At 65.7% G+C, this 14,358-nt stretch carries 11 protein-coding genes; 10 read left to right on the top strand and 1 reads right to left on the bottom strand.

Translation table 11 applies throughout. The features are described 5' to 3' along the window. Nucleotides 1-327 precede the first annotated feature (327 nt). On the bottom strand, nt 328-1,368 hold the full coding sequence (locus tag V5F48_RS19615) for a 2-dehydropantoate 2-reductase (RefSeq protein WP_394109692.1): 1,041 nt from the start codon (nt 1,366-1,368) through the stop codon (nt 328-330). Nucleotides 1,369-1,573: 205 nt separating this feature from the next. Here V5F48_RS19615 and V5F48_RS19610 point away from each other — a divergent pair, with 205 nt between their 5' ends. The 10 genes from V5F48_RS19610 (at nt 1,574) to sucC (ending at nt 14,329) form a co-directional block, all read left to right on the top strand. Further along, on the top strand, nt 1,574-2,428 hold the full coding sequence (locus V5F48_RS19610) for an IclR family transcriptional regulator (RefSeq protein ID WP_394109693.1): 855 nt from the start codon (nt 1,574-1,576) through the stop codon (nt 2,426-2,428). A 359-nt stretch (nt 2,429-2,787) separates the two neighbouring features. Continuing rightward, on the top strand, nt 2,788-3,801 hold the full coding sequence (locus V5F48_RS19605) for a Bug family tripartite tricarboxylate transporter substrate binding protein (RefSeq protein WP_394260064.1): 1,014 nt from the start codon (nt 2,788-2,790) through the stop codon (nt 3,799-3,801). Nucleotides 3,802-3,879: 78 nt separating this feature from the next. Further along, a complete protein-coding gene (locus V5F48_RS19600; RefSeq protein WP_394260063.1) occupies nt 3,880-4,395 on the top strand; it encodes a tripartite tricarboxylate transporter TctB family protein in 516 nt (171 codons plus the stop codon). A gap of 464 nt (nt 4,396-4,859) precedes the next feature. Continuing rightward, the gene (locus tag V5F48_RS19595) at nt 4,860-6,326 is read left to right on the top strand and encodes a tripartite tricarboxylate transporter permease (RefSeq protein WP_394109738.1); all 1,467 of its coding nucleotides are present in this window, start codon (nt 4,860-4,862) and stop codon (nt 6,324-6,326) included. Nucleotides 6,327-6,665: 339 nt separating this feature from the next. Further along, nucleotides 6,666-7,313 (top strand): GntR family transcriptional regulator, encoded by a 648-nt coding sequence (locus tag V5F48_RS19590; protein ID WP_394260114.1) that lies wholly within the window; start codon nt 6,666-6,668, stop codon nt 7,311-7,313. Between the two features lie 127 nt (nt 7,314-7,440). Next, nucleotides 7,441-9,195: an oxalyl-CoA decarboxylase gene (oxc, locus tag V5F48_RS19585; protein WP_394260062.1), complete on the top strand. Its 1,755-nt coding sequence runs from the start codon at nt 7,441-7,443 to the stop codon at nt 9,193-9,195. A gap of 136 nt (nt 9,196-9,331) precedes the next feature. Further along, complete coding sequence (frc, locus tag V5F48_RS19580; protein WP_394109697.1) at nt 9,332-10,609, top strand: formyl-CoA transferase; 1,278 nt, start codon at nt 9,332-9,334, stop codon at nt 10,607-10,609. A gap of 92 nt (nt 10,610-10,701) precedes the next feature. Next, entirely contained in the window at nt 10,702-11,163 is a 462-nt protein-coding gene (locus V5F48_RS19575; RefSeq protein WP_394260061.1) for a PAS domain-containing protein, read from the top strand. Between the two features lie 227 nt (nt 11,164-11,390). Further along, the gene (frc, locus tag V5F48_RS19570) at nt 11,391-12,644 is read left to right on the top strand and encodes a formyl-CoA transferase (RefSeq protein WP_394109699.1); all 1,254 of its coding nucleotides are present in this window, start codon (nt 11,391-11,393) and stop codon (nt 12,642-12,644) included. Between the two features lie 482 nt (nt 12,645-13,126). Next, nucleotides 13,127-14,329 (top strand): ADP-forming succinate--CoA ligase subunit beta, encoded by a 1,203-nt coding sequence (gene sucC / locus V5F48_RS19565; protein WP_394260060.1) that lies wholly within the window; start codon nt 13,127-13,129, stop codon nt 14,327-14,329. Nucleotides 14,330-14,358 lie beyond the last annotated feature (29 nt).

Below are 14,358 nucleotides of genomic sequence, written 5' to 3'. Positions count from 1 at the left end.
CCCCGACGCGCCGCCGGCCCCGTGCCGGCGCGGCGTGCGAGACCGGACCTGATCCGGACATTGCGTTCCTGAAACGAAAAAGGCCGGGCATGTCCCGGCCTTTTCTTGTGCTCGCGCCTGAGCCTGGGGCCGGGGGCAGGGGGCAGGGGGCATTGCCGCCGCCCCGAACCTGGGCAAACCCCTCCGGTCGAGGACCTGATCCGGTTGCGGAACCGGCCGCTAGAGCGTTTTCGAGCGAAGTGGATACCGGTTCGCGTAATGAAAACGCGTAAACTCAATGACCTAGAGCATTTCCCCGATTCAGTGAAACGGGGAAATGCTCTGGTGTCAGTGCGCGGCAACCTTCTGCGCCGGCACCAGATCGGCGGCGGTGACCGGCGGCACGGCGAGGATGTCGCCGAGGCCCGCCATGGCCGCGCGCTGGCGCACCAGGGCCAGCACCACGTCGAGGGTGGGGGTGGGCAGTTCGAGCATCTGCGCCATCTCCTGGACGGCGCTCACCAGCGGATCGATTTCCATGGGGCGGTCGCGCTCAAGGTCCTGCAGCATGGATGTCTTATGCGCGCCCACCGCGCCGGCGCCGTTGATGCGGCGTTCCACATCCACGCGGAAGGTGATGCCCAGCTTCTCGGCGACGGCCTGGGCCTCCAGCATCATGGACCGGGACACGGCGCGGGTGCCGGGATCGGCGGCGATGATGTCGAGGGTGGCGTGGGTCAGGGCGCTGATGGGGTTGAAGCAGAGGTTGCCCCACAGCTTCAGCCACAGCTCGTCGCGGATGTTGGTCATCACCGGCGCGCGCAGGCCGCCCTTCTCCATCATCTGGCTGAGCGCGGTGACGCGCGGCGTGATCTCGCCCGAGGGCTCGCCGATGGGAAACTTGTCGCCATAGATGTGCTGGATCACGCCCGGCGCCACCACTTCGGTGGCGGGATAGACGATGCAGCCCAGCGCGCGCTCGGGCTTGAGCACCTCCCACTGGCGGCCGCCCGGATCGATGGTGGCCAGCGTGCGGTTCTCCAGCGCGCCGCCATGCTTATAGAAATACCAGTAGGGCACGCCGTTCACGGCAGTGACGATGGCGGTGTCGTCGCCGATGAGGGGGCGTATCCTGTCCACCACGCCCGGCACCGAATGACCCTTGAGGGCGATGATCACATAGTCCTGCGGGCCGAGTTCGCGGGGGTCGTCGGTGGCGCGGACCCGGTTCACCCGCTCCTCGCCATTGATCAGCAGCTTCAGGCCGTTGGTCTGCATGGCTTCCAGATGGGCACCGCGCGCCACCAGGCTCACTTCGGCTCCGGCTCCCGCGAGCTGGGCGCCCAGATATCCACCGATGGCTCCGGCGCCGTAGATGCACACCTTCATGGCAGATTCCTCCCGATACGCTGGTTTCGTATTATGTATGCCAGATTAGGGCGCGTGTTCCGCCCTTGGCAACCATCGACTCCACGATAGCAGTGGAAATTAATTCCGGAAGATGGAAAATTTGTCACAGGGTGGACGCGGGCCGCGGTCTGGCTAACTTGGGGCCGACCCGCAGAGCCGTAACCACGCAGCAAGGAGTATAGGGATGCCGGAGACCGAGGTCGCCCCGCGCCGCCGGGGTCGCCCCGCATCGGGGACCGCCGCCGAGGGTGGGGCCGAGGTTCAGTCGCTGGATCGCGCCATCGCCCTGCTTCGGGTGGTGGCAGACCAGGACGGCATGGCGCTGGCCGAGATTGCCCGCCGGGCGGAACTGCCGGTGTCCACGGTGCATCGCCTGCTGACGACCCTCGAAAAGCGCCAGCTGGTGAATCACGATCTGTCCACCGGGCTGTGGACCGTGGGGCTCGGCCTGTTCCGCATCGGCTCGGCCTACCTGCGCATCCGCAAGCTGCCCGATATCGGCCGTCCGGTGATCCGCCGGCTGCTGCACGAGACCGACGAGACCGTGAACCTCGCCATGTTCGACGCCATGGAACTGGTGGTGGTGGCCCAGGCCGAGGCCCATGCGCCGGTGCGCGCCTTCTTCCGGCTCGGGGCACGGCTGCCGCTGCATGCCACGGCGGCCGGCAAGGCGGTGCTGGCCGCCGCCACGCCGGCGTTCCGCGGCGCCTGCCTCGGCCAGATCCGCTACGAGCCCTTCACCACCGCCACCCACCGGGAGGAGCGGGCGCTGATGGACGACGTGAGCGAGATTCTGGAGCGCGGATTCGCGGTGGACCGGGAAGAGCATGCGCCCGGCATGCGGGCGGTGGCCGCCGCCATCCTCAACGAATGGCGTGATCCCATCGGCGCGGTCTCGGTCTCCGCGCCGGCGGTGCGCATGAGCGAGGACCGCATCCAGCGCCTCGGTCGCCGCGTAGCTTCCGCCGCCGAGCAGATGACGCGCCTTTATTCCGGCGCCGATGAAAGCCCTTCGCAGGACTACGCCGCGTATCGGTAAAGTCTGCTGACCGATGTGGCATACAATATTCCAAGTACTGGAATACGGAGTACCGAATGCGGAATTGAAAATTCCAATTGACACAGGTCAAGTGCATTATACTCTTCGGAAGCCGCCCTAGCGTAAGCGGCGCAAACGCCAGAATAGAACGCCAGAGAAAGCAAGACGCGAGAGCCCGCTTCGGCCCGATGCCATCGTCATCCGGCCGGTCGAGCGTTCTCTCTCCTTGATCGAGGGACGGATCCTGCACTCGGGCCGCCAGCCCATGTGATTGCAGAACCATATCTCGATCGGCACTCGATCGGCACAAGTCTCGATCCGCACGATAAAAAAGCGGACGATCCGGGAGGAAAACCATCATGCATTCGGCTATCGCCAGAACCATCCGGCGAGGTGCAGCCGCGCTCGTCGTGGCAGCTGCCTTTTCCCCCTTGGCGGCACTCGCCTGGGAACCGACCAAGACCGTGGAATTCATCGTGCCGGCGGGCACGGGCGGGGGCGCCGACCAGATGGCGCGCATGATTCAGGGCATTGTTCAGAAGAACAACCTGATGACCCAGTCCCTCGTCGTCATCAACAAGTCCGGCGGCGCGGGCGCCGAAGGCTTTCTCGACGTGAAGGGCTCCAACCGGAACCCGCACAAGATCATCATTTCCCTGTCCAACCTCTTCACCACGCCCATCGCCACCGGCGTGCCCTTCTCCTGGAAGGACATGACGCCGGTGTCCATGCTGGCCCTCGACGAATTCGTCCTGTGGGTGAACGCGAAAGCGCCCTATAGCGACGTCAAGGGCTATCTCGATACGCTGAAGGCGGCGTCGGGCGACCAGATGTTCAAGATGGGCGGCACCGGCTCCAAGCAGGAAGACCAGATCATCACCGCCGCCATCGAGCAGAAGACCGGCGCGAAGTTCATCTACGTGCCCTACAAGGGCGGTGGCGACGTGGCGGCGCAACTCGTCGGCGGCCACGTCACCTCTTCGGTGAACAATCCCATCGAGGCGGTGTCGCAGTGGCGCGCGGGCGAGCTGAAGCCGCTGTGCGTGTTCGACGACAAGCGGCTGCCCTACAAGGAGCCCATCGCCAACGGCAAGTCGTGGGCAGATATTCCCACCTGCAAGGAAGCCGGGCTCGACATCGAATACCTGATGCTGCGCGGCATCTTCATGCCGCCGGGCGCCTCGAAGGAGCAGGTCGAGTATTTCGTCGATCTGTTCAAGCGGGTGCGCGCCACCCCCGAGTGGCAGGACTTCATGCAGAAGGGCGCGTTCAACACCACCGCCCTGACCGGCACTGATTATGCCGCCTGGCTCACCAAGGCCGAGGCGACCCACAAGGACCTGATGGAGAAGGCCGGCTTCGTCGCGAAGTAGCGGGCGGGGCTCCGCCCGGCCTGCGGCGGAGCCCTTCCCGACGCGGCAGTCATGTCTTCGTCAAGGGGAGAATGGGTCATGAGCAGCGAAACCGGCCAAACTGGCCGCAACGAGAAAACCGTCACCAACCGCACCATGGACATGGTGGTGGCCCTCGTCTTCATGGGCGTCTCGGCGCTGGTGATGAGCGACAGCTGGCGCGTCGGCGCTGATTGGGCGGCGGACGGGCCGCAGGCGGGTTACTTCCCGTTCTACGTGGGCCTCATCATGTTCATCGCCAGCGCCGTCACGCTGGTGCAGAACATGGTCACACGCCATCCCGACCTCACCAATTTCGTCGATCGCACGCAACTCGTCTCAGTGATGCAGGTGCTGATACCGACGACGGCCTATGTGGGACTGATCTTCCTTCTCGGGATCTATCTCGCCTCCACCATCTTCATCGCCTTCTTCATGTGGTGGCTGGGCAAGTATTCGCCGGCGAAGATCATCCCCGTCGCGGTGGGGGTGCCGCTTGCGCTCTTCGTAATGTTCGAGGTCTGGTTCCTCGTGCCCCTGCCCAAGGGCCCACTGGAAACCGCGCTCGGCTACTGACGCTGACGGCTGACGAGTTTAACGCCCCGGCCCGTGTCACACGCCCGAGCCGGGCTTGAGCGAAGCCCTTCGGCGCCGGTCGACGACCGGCAGATTGCGACCAGTCGAGCGGCCTGAAGTAAAACGGCTACCAGTCCGCGCGAAGACGCGGGCTGAATCGGGATATTCGATCGTTTTTACTGTTTAGGACAACACGGAAACGATCGAGGTGCGACAGGGCAAGGCCCGCGCACCGTGCGCTGCGCCCGCATTGCCTCGTCCGGTGGACAGGGGCTTAGGGCGCCCCGCGAAAGATAAGCCCGGCACGCCGGCTCAGCCGCGATGCCTGAACACGGCCAAACCCTGACAAGACAACGCGCCCGCCCCTCCACGCCGCCGTCAGATGCGGCCGAGGCGGCGCAACGGAGGACCCCGTGGAAGCGCTCACCTCACTCATCGGAGGGTTCGGTGTCCTCGCCGACCCCATGAACATCGTCTACATGTTTGTCGGCATCATGCTCGGCGTGCTCATCGGGGTGCTGCCGGGGCTGGGGGGCGCGAACGGCGTCGCCATCCTGCTGCCGCTGACCTTCTCCATGACGCCGGTTTCCGCCATCATCATGCTGTCCTCCATCTATTGGGGGGCCCTGTTCGGCGGCGCCATCACCTCCATCCTGTTCAACATCCCCGGCGAGCCGTGGAGCGTCGCCACCACCTTCGACGGGCACCCCATGGCCCAGAAGGGAAAAGCGGGCGAAGCCCTGACCGGAGCCTTCACCGGCTCCTTCATCGGCGCGTTCTTCGCGGTGCTGCTCATCACCTTCCTTGCGCCGGTCATCGCCAAGTTCGCGCTGCAGTTCGGGCCGGCGGAATTCTTCGCGGTCTATCTCCTCACCTTCTGCGCCTTCGTGGGCATGGGACGAGAACCGGCAGCCAAGGTCATCGCGGCCATGATGCTGGGCTTTGCCCTCGCCGCGGTGGGCATCGACACGGTGACGGGCCAGTTGCGCATGACCTTCGGGTCGGTGGAGCTGCTGCGCGGCTTCGACTTCCTGGTGGCGGTCATCGGCCTGTTCGGCGTGGGTGAAATCCTGCTCACCATGGAAGAAGGCCTCGCCTTCAAGGGCAAGAGCGCCGCCATCAACGCGCGGGTGGTGTTGGATACCTGGAAGAAGCTGCCGCAATACTGGGTGGGCTGCCTGCGCTCGGCCATCGTCGGCTGCTGGATGGGCGTCACCCCCGGCGGCGCCACGCCGGCCTCCTTCATGAGCTACGGCCTCGCCAAGAAGTTCTCCAAGAACGGGCGCAACTTCGGCAAGGGCGAACTGGAAGGCGTGGTGATGCCGGAAGTGGCGGCCCATGCGGCCGGCACTTCGGCGCTGCTGCCCATGCTGACGCTGGGCATCCCCGGCTCGCCCACCGCGGCGGTGCTGCTGGGCGGCCTGCTGATCTGGGGCCTCCAGCCCGGGCCGCTGCTGTTCGTGGAGCAGAAGGACTTTGTGTGGGGCCTCATCGCCTCCATCTATCTCGGCAACATCGCCGGGCTGATCGTGGTGCTCACCACCGTCCCGATCTTCGCGGCCATCCTGCGCATTCCGTTCAGCGTCATCGCGCCCATCATCCTGGTGATCTGCGCGGTGGGTGCCTACACGGTGCACAATGCGGGGCTGGACATCGCCGTGATGCTGGTGTTCGGCGTCATCGGCTACCTGTTCAAGAAGCTGCAGTATCCGCTGGCGCCCCTGGTGCTGGCCCTGGTGCTGGGCGACATGGCGGAAAGTTCGTTCCGGCAGGCCATGCTGGTCTCCCAGGGCCATCTTTCCATCTTCTGGTCCAACCCGCTGGTGGGCTCCATCGTGACGCTGGCCTTGGTCATGCTGATCTGGCCGCTGATCGCCATGATCCTCGCCCGCTTCAAGCCGCACGGCTCGAAGCCCGCCGCCGCCGAGTGACACGGACCTGAGCGAAACAGGGCGGGGCGGCACCGGATCGCCGCCCCGCCTCCTGCATGTTTGAAGCCTCCGCCGACGCCGGCGAGGCTTGATCGCGACCCCGCGCAATCTCAGCCATGCTGCGATGCGCAATCGAATATCCGGGTTGCGGGATTGCGTTGGCGTTATGAAGACCGTATACAGTATTTCACGGAATTGGACCGCCTCGTCAGAAGGCGACCGATCCAGGGAGAGGAAGCCAAGGTCGTGCATCAATTGCCTGTGCATCAGACCACCGCGCCGGGCGCGGACGCTCCGAAGCTCAATGTCGAGCCGCTGGAGGCTGCCTCGAGCCTGCGCATGCTGGCCTACGACGCGCTCAAGCGCGCCATTACCCAGATGGATATCTACGGCAGCGCCACCGAGTTCCGTCTCGACGAGCGCCAGCTGTCCGAGACGCTCGGGGTGTCCCGGACACCGATCCGCGAGGCCATGACGGTTCTGGAGCAGGAGGGCTTCGTGCGCTCCGTTCCCCGCCGGGGCATTTTCGTGGTGCGCAAGACCAAGCGCGAGATCCTGGACCTCATCGTGGTCTGGGCGGCGCTGGAGGGCATGGCGGCGCGGCTTGCCGCGACGAACGCCTCCGACGACGAGATTGCCAGCCTGCGCCGGCTGTTCAACGAATTCGAGGCCACGCCGCCGGCGGGCCCCATCGCGGGCCCCATGCATGAATATTCACAGGCGAACATCGCCTTCCACCAGGCGGTCATCCGCATGGGAGGCTGCCGCCTGATCGTGGACATGACCGGGAACCTGTTCCTGCACATGCGCGCCATCCGCGCGGTGTCGGTACGGCAGGAGAACCGGTTCGAAATCTCCATGCGGGAACACATGGCGATCATCGACGCGCTCGAGCAACGGGACCCAGATCTCGCCGAGCGCCTGGTGCGGGAACACACCATGGGCCTTGCGGCCCATGTGGAGCGGCACGGTGTCTTTCCCGAATAGGCCGTCGAGAGCCGGATACGGCTCTCGACCTGAACAAGGAGGCCCGCGTGCCCCGGTCGGCTTGCTTCGCAGGCTGCCCGGCGCGGGCTCGGGCCAAACCGGGACGACGCGCTGAAGGAGACGCCTCATGGCTACGGCGGAAAAGACCAAGATTGAAGACAACGTGGTGCATCTCGATCCGGCGGCCGAGCAGGAGCTCACCGACGGCTTCCACCTCGTCATCGATGCCCTGAAGCTCAACGGCATCGAGACCATCTACGGCGTTCCCGGCATCCCGATCACCGACCTCGGCCGCATGGCCCAGGAGGAGGGGATCCGCGTCATCTCATTCCGTCATGAGCAGAATGCCGGCAACGCGGCGGCCATCGCCGGCTTCCTCACCAAGAAGCCGGGCGTGTGCCTTACCGTCTCCGCGCCGGGCTTCCTCAATGGCCTCACTGCGCTGGCCAACGCCACCACCAACTGCTTCCCGATGATCCTCATCTCCGGCTCGTCCGAGCGCGAGATCGTCGACCTCCAGCAGGGCGACTACGAGGAGATGGACCAGCTCGCCATCGCCAAGCCCCTGTGCAAGGCGGCCTTCCGCGTGCTGCACGCGGCGGATATCGGCATCGGCGTGGCGCGTGCCATCCGTGCGGCGGTGTCGGGCCGTCCCGGCGGCGTCTATCTCGACCTGCCGGCCAAGCTGTTCTCGCAGGCGATGGATGCCGAAGCCGGCGCGAAATCGCTGGTGAAGGTGATCGACGCGGCGCCGGCGCAGCTTCCCTCGCCCGCCGCCGTGGATCGTGCCATCGACCTGCTGAAGGGCGCCAAGAAGCCCCTCATCATCCTCGGCAAGGGCGCGGCCTATGCCCAGGCGGATGAGGAGATCCGCGCGTTCGTCGAGAACAGCGGCATCCCCTTCCTACCCATGAGCATGGCCAAGGGCCTTCTGCCCGACACCCATCCCCAGTCCGCCGGCGCCGCGCGCTCCACCGCGCTGAAGGATGCCGACGTGGTGCTGCTCGTCGGCGCCCGGCTCAACTGGCTGTTGTCCCACGGCAAGGGCAAGACCTGGGGCGACAAGCCCAAGCAGTTCATCCAAGTGGACATCGAGCCCAAGGAGATGGACTCGAACGTGGAGATCAAGGCGCCGCTGGTGGGTGATATCGGCTCCGTCATCGCGGCGCTGAACGCCCGCATCGACGGCAGCTGGCAGGCCCCGCCCGCCGAGTGGGTGGAGGCCATCCGCTCCAAGAAGGAAGCCAATATCGCCAAGATGGCGCCGAAGCTGCTCAAGAATTCGGTGCCCATGGACTTCCATTCGGCGCTCGGCGCGTTGAAGACCGTGATCAAGGAGCGGCCCGACGCGATCCTCGTCAACGAGGGCGCCAACACCCTGGATCTCGCCCGCGGCATCATCGACATGTACCAGCCGCGCAAGCGCCTGGATGTGGGCACCTGGGGCGTGATGGGCATCGGCATGGGCTTCGCGGTGGGCGCGGCCGTGGAAACCGGCAAGCCGGTGCTGGCGGTGGAAGGCGACAGCGCCTTCGGCTTCTCCGGCATGGAGGTGGAGACCATCTGCCGCTACGACCTGCCGGTCACCATCGTCATCTTCAACAACAACGGCATCTATCGCGGCACCGACACCGACCCCACCGGGCGTGATCCCGGCACCACGGTGTTCGTGCCCGGCGCCCGCTACGACAAGATGATGGACGCCTTCGGCGGCGTGGGCGTGCATGTCACCTCCCCCGACGAACTCTATCGCGCGGTGAGCGCCGCCATGGACAGCGGCAAGCCCACCCTGATCAACGCGGTGATCGATCCGGCGGCCGGCTCCGAGAGCGGCAACATCGGCTCGCTCAACCCGCAGAGCGTGGTCAAAAAGAAGAAGTGAGCTTTTCGACCCGATAAAACTGGCAGGCGGGATAAGTCCCGCCTGCCAAACCCGAAGACCAAAAACAACAACAGTGAACCGGGAACGAGAAACAAAAACGGCGCAGCGTCGCAAGACCAGCCGGAGCGAGGACAAGATGGGCAAGGCACTCGAGGGGGTCCGTATCCTGGACTTCACCCACGTTCAATCCGGACCGAGCTGCACGCAGCTGCTCGCGTGGTTCGGCGCCGACGTGATCAAGGTGGAGCGGCCGGGCGAAGGCGACGTGACGCGCGGCCAGCTGCGCGATGTCGGCGACGCGGACAGTCTCTATTTCACCATGCTCAATTCCAACAAGCGGTCCATCACGCTCGATACCAAGACCGCGGACGGCAAGGCCGTGCTCGAAGATCTGGTGAAGCGGTGCGACGTGCTGGTGGAGAATTTCGCCCCCGGCGCCCTCGATCGCATGGGGCTGACCTGGGAGCGCCTGTCCTCCATCAATCCGCGCCTCATCCTCGCCTCGGTGAAGGGCTTCGGCCCGGGCCCGTTCGAGGACTGCAAGGTCTATGAGAACGTGGCCCAGTGCGCCGGCGGCGCGGCCTCCACCACCGGCTTCCGCGACGGCCCTCCGGTGGTCAGCGCAGCCCAGATCGGCGATTCGGGCACCGGCCTGCACCTGGCGCTGGGTATCGTCACCGCCCTGTTCCAGCGCGAGCACACTGGCCGCGGCCAGAAGGTGCTGTGCGCCATGCAGGATGCGGTCTTGAACCTGTGCCGGGTGAAGCTGCGCGACCAGCAGCGCCTCGGCCATGGCCCGCTCAAGGAATACAGCCAGTATGGCGAGGGCGTGCCCTTCGGCGAGACCGTGCCGCGCGCCGGCAACGATTCCGGCGGCGGCCAGCCCGGGCGCATCCTGCGCTGCAAGGGGTGGGAGCAGGATCCCAACGCCTACATCTACTTCATCACCCAGGGCCCGGTGTGGACGAAGATCTGCGACGTCATCGGTGAGCCGGAGTGGAAGACCAAGCCGGACTATGCGAGCCCGGCGGCCCGCCTGCCGCACCTGAATGAGATCTTCACCCGCATCGAGGCGTGGACCATGGCCCACACCAAGTTCGAGGCCATGGAGATCCTCAACCGGTACGACATTCCCTGCGGGCCGATCCTGTCCATGAAGGAGATCGCCGAGGACCGCTCGCTCTACGCCACCGGCACGCTGGTGGAGGTGGAGCACCCGGTGCGCGGCACCTACCTGACGGTGGGCAACCCCATCAAGCTCTCGGACAACCAGGTGGATGTGGAGCGCTCGCCGCTGCTCGGCGAGCACACGGACGAGGTTCTCGCCCAGGTGCTGGGCCTCACGCCCGACCGCATCGACGACCTGCGCCAGTCGGGTGCGCTCGGCGCGCCGCGGCGGATGGCTGCGGAATAGGGCATCGCCTCCGGGCGGCACCCTGAGGGGCCGCCCCTTGCCGCCGGCACGCGCCGGCGGGGAGCAAAAGGCAGGAAGAGGATAAGGATTTCATGACTGCGGCCCTAGATCTTGCTCAGCTGCTAGATGCCGTTGCGGACGCCCTGGTCGTCTGCGATGAGGCCGGCGCCATCGTGCTCTGGAATCCGGCTGCCGAGCGCATGTTCGGCTTTGCGCCCGCCGAAGCGCTCGGGCAGTCGCTCGACATCATCATCCCCGATCGCCAGCGCAAGCGGCACTGGGACGGCTACTTCGAGACCATGCGCACCGGCCTCACCCGCTACGGCACCAGCCTGCTGCGCGTCCCGGCCGCCCACAAGGACGGCCACGCCCTCTCCATCGCCTTCACCGTTGCCCTCGTCTTTTCCGGCGACGGCAAGCCGACCCACGTCGCCTCGATCATCCGCGACGAGACCGAGCGGTGGAAGGAAGAACGCAGCCTTCAGAAGCGCGTCGCCGAACTCGAGGCGAAGCTGAAGGCAACGGAACGAGAGCCGGATCCGATCAGGTCATGACCTGATCGGCGAATCCGTCTCTGAACTCATAGAAGAGAACGCGCTCACCGATCAGCTTGCAGGACAAGCTGATCGCCGCGCGCTCTCGCACAATAGCCGGGTCAACCGGCACGGATCGGTTCGATGGCGGCCCCCGGCCGCCGCGGCCGCATGGTTCTCGGGACGAGGGGGCGCCACTGCCGCTCTTCTCCCGGTCTTAAGGCAACGCTTGATAAGGGAACGCGACCATGACGACCAAGCCATTGGAAGGCATCAAGATCATTGACTTCACGCACGTTCAGGCCGGCCCCGCCTGCACGCAGCTCCTCGCCTGGTTCGGCGCGGACGTGATCAAGGTGGAGCGCCCCGGCTCCGGCGACGTGACGCGCAACCAGCTGCGCGACATCTCCAATGCCGACGCGCTCTACTTCACCATGCTGAATTCCAACAAGCGCTCCCTGACCCTCGACACCAAGACCCCCGCGGGCAAGGAAGTGCTCACGAAGCTCATCAAGGAGAGCGACGTGCTGGTGGAGAATTTCGGCCCCGGCGCCCTCGACCGCATGGGCTTCACCTGGGAGCACATCAACGAGCTGAACCCGGGCCTGATCGTTGCCTCGGTGAAGGGCTTCTCCGACGGCCACCACTATGAAGACCTGAAGGTGTACGAGAACGTCGCCCAGTGCGCCGGCGGCGCCGCCTCCACCACCGGCTTCTGGGATGGCCCGCCCACCGTGTCGGCCGCCGCCCTCGGCGATTCGAACACCGGCATGCACCTTGCCATCGGCATCCTCACCGCGCTGCACGCCCGCAACAAGACCGGCAAGGGCCAGAAGGTCGCCGTGTCCATGCAGGACGCCGTGATCAACCTGTGCCGGGTGAAGCTGCGCGACCAGCAGCGCCTCGACCGCGTGGGTTATCTCGAGGAATACCCGCAGTATCCCAACGGCACTTTCTCCGACGTGGTGCCGCGCGGCGGCAATGCGGGCGGCGGCGGCCAGCCGGGCTGGGTGCTGAAGTGCAAGGGCTGGGAGACCGATCCCAACGCCTATATCTACTTCACCGTGCAGGAGCAGGCCTGGGGCAAGGTGGCGGAAGCCATCGGCAAGCCGGAATGGATCAACGACCCGGCCTATTCCACCGCCCGCGCCCGCCAGGACAAGATCTTCGACATCTTCGCCACCATCGAGACGTGGCTCGCCGACAAGACCAAGTTCGAGGCGGTGGACGTCCTGCGCAAGTTCGACATCCCCTGCGCGCCGGTGCTCACCATGAAGGAGATCGCCGAGGACGAGTCGCTGCGTAAGAGCGGCACCATCGTCGAGGTGGATCACAAGGAGCGCGGCAAGTATCTCACCGTCGGCAGCCCCATCAAGTTCTCCGACATGAGCGTGGAAGTCACCGGCTCCCCGCTGCTCGGCGAGCACACCGACGAGGTCCTGTCCGAGCTCGGCTATTCGGCGGACCAGATCAAGTCCATGCACGAGGGCCGCGTGGTCTGATCGGATTGCCTGTGCTTCCGACGCGGTCTTGAGCGACGGGAATAGTCGCTCGCGTGAAGAAATCGCGTTGGGGAAAACGGCTGGAAGCCCTCGCGATCGGTATGATCGCGGAGGCTTCCGGAGCGGGTGGCGGAGCGAAACGTTCCGCCACCGCCACCAGTATCGGCGCCGTCCGTGCCCGCCGCGCCATGGCTGGGCGAGCCGGCATGACATCTGAAGATCGTTTGCGTCATCCGTCCGGACCCTTGCGGCGCTGAGCGCCTGCCGGTCCCGCGCCGCCCCTGAGGGGCCGGCGATTGCACTCAAAAAGCCCCGCCGAGCGCGTCACGCCTGCGGCCCCGATTGGCGTCGTGAACAGGCGTCGTGTCGCATTGGTGCGCGGCCCGGAATGCGTGCACACTCCGACTTTGGTCGCAGGACGCAGCCGGAAGAGCCGCGCCCGAGGTCGCCGCATGCGCGGCCCTCGACGAGGGAGGAAACCCATGAACATTCACGAGTACCAGGCGAAAGCCCTTCTCAAGGAATTCGGCGTGCCGGTGTCGCGCGGCATCGCCGCCTTTACGGCCGAAGAAGCGGAAGCCGCCGCCGCGAAGCTGGGCGGCATCGCATTCGTGGTGAAGGCCCAGATCCATGCGGGTGGACGCGGCAAGGGCAAGTTCAAGGAACTGGCGGAGGATGCCAAGGGCGGCGTGCGCGTGGTGAGGACCCCCGCCGACGTGAAGGCGAGCGCCGTCGAGATGCTCGGCAATACCCTCGTCACCGTGCAGACGGGGCCGGATGGCAAGCAGGTGAATCGCCTGTACGTGGAGGAAGGCGCCTCCATCGACAAGGAACTCTATCTGTCCATGCTGGTGGACCGCACCACCGGCCGCGTCGCCTTCGTGGTCTCCACCGAGGGCGGCATGGACATTGAGGAGGTGGCCCATTCCACCCCCGAGCGCATCGTCACCTTTTCCGTGGACCCGGCCACCGGTGTGCAGCCCCTGCACGGCCGCAAGGTGGCGCAGGCGCTGGGGCTCACCGGCGACCTCGCCAAGCAGGCGGTGGCGCTGACGGAAAATCTCTATCGCGCCTTCATCGGCAAGGACATGAGCCTGTTGGAGATCAACCCCCTGGTGCTGACGCGGGACGATCGCCTCGTCTGCCTCGACGCCAAGGTGGGGTTTGATCCGAACGCCTTGTTCCGGCATCCGGACGTGGTGCAACTGCGCGACGAGAGCGAGGAGGATTTCAAGGAGATCGAGGCCTCCCGCTATGACCTGTCCTACATCGCGCTCGATGGCACCATCGGCTGCATGGTGAACGGCGCGGGCCTCGCCATGGCAACCATGGACATCATCAAGCTCTACGGCCGCGAGCCGGCCAACTTCCTCGACGTGGGCGGCGGTGCCACCAAGGAAAAGGTGACGGCGGCGTTCAAGATCATCACCGCGGATCCCAATGTCGAGGGAATATTGGTGAACATCTTCGGCGGCATCATGCGCTGCGACGTGATCGCGGAAGGTGTCATCGCCGCCGTGCGCCAGATGGGGCTGAATGTGCCCCTCGTGGTCCGGCTTGCCGGCACCAACGTGGAGGAGGGGAAAAAGATCATCCGCGAGTCGGGTCTGAATGTGATCCCGGCGGACGATCTCGATGACGCGGCGCAGAAGATCGTCGCGGCCGTGAAGAAGGAAGCTGCGTGATGTCCGTGCTTATCGACGCCAATACCAAG

Source organism: Xanthobacter autotrophicus ATCC 700552, from assembly GCF_043194565.1.
Taxonomy (GTDB): domain Bacteria; phylum Pseudomonadota; class Alphaproteobacteria; order Rhizobiales; family Xanthobacteraceae; genus Xanthobacter; species Xanthobacter autotrophicus_F.
This window is presented reverse-complemented; position numbering and strand designations above follow the sequence as displayed.

Bases quoted from the DNA above. Each gene is read 5' to 3' on its own strand.
- V5F48_RS19615 (WP_394109692.1), bottom strand. From the start codon at position 1,368: ATGAAGGTGTGCATCTACGGCGCCGGAGCCATCGGTGGATATCTGGGC.
- frc (WP_394109697.1), top strand. From the start codon at position 9,332: ATGGGCAAGGCACTCGAGGGGGTCCGTATCCTGGACTTCACCCACGTT.
- V5F48_RS19600 (WP_394260063.1), top strand. From the start codon at position 3,880: ATGAGCAGCGAAACCGGCCAAACTGGCCGCAACGAGAAAACCGTCACC.
- V5F48_RS19575 (WP_394260061.1), top strand. From the start codon at position 10,702: ATGACTGCGGCCCTAGATCTTGCTCAGCTGCTAGATGCCGTTGCGGAC.
- V5F48_RS19610 (WP_394109693.1), top strand. From the start codon at position 1,574: ATGCCGGAGACCGAGGTCGCCCCGCGCCGCCGGGGTCGCCCCGCATCG.
- V5F48_RS19605 (WP_394260064.1), top strand. From the start codon at position 2,788: ATGCATTCGGCTATCGCCAGAACCATCCGGCGAGGTGCAGCCGCGCTC.
- sucC (WP_394260060.1), top strand. From the start codon at position 13,127: ATGAACATTCACGAGTACCAGGCGAAAGCCCTTCTCAAGGAATTCGGC.
- V5F48_RS19590 (WP_394260114.1), top strand. From the start codon at position 6,666: ATGCTGGCCTACGACGCGCTCAAGCGCGCCATTACCCAGATGGATATC.
- frc (WP_394109699.1), top strand. From the start codon at position 11,391: ATGACGACCAAGCCATTGGAAGGCATCAAGATCATTGACTTCACGCAC.
- V5F48_RS19595 (WP_394109738.1), top strand. From the start codon at position 4,860: ATGAACATCGTCTACATGTTTGTCGGCATCATGCTCGGCGTGCTCATC.
- oxc (WP_394260062.1), top strand. From the start codon at position 7,441: ATGGCTACGGCGGAAAAGACCAAGATTGAAGACAACGTGGTGCATCTC.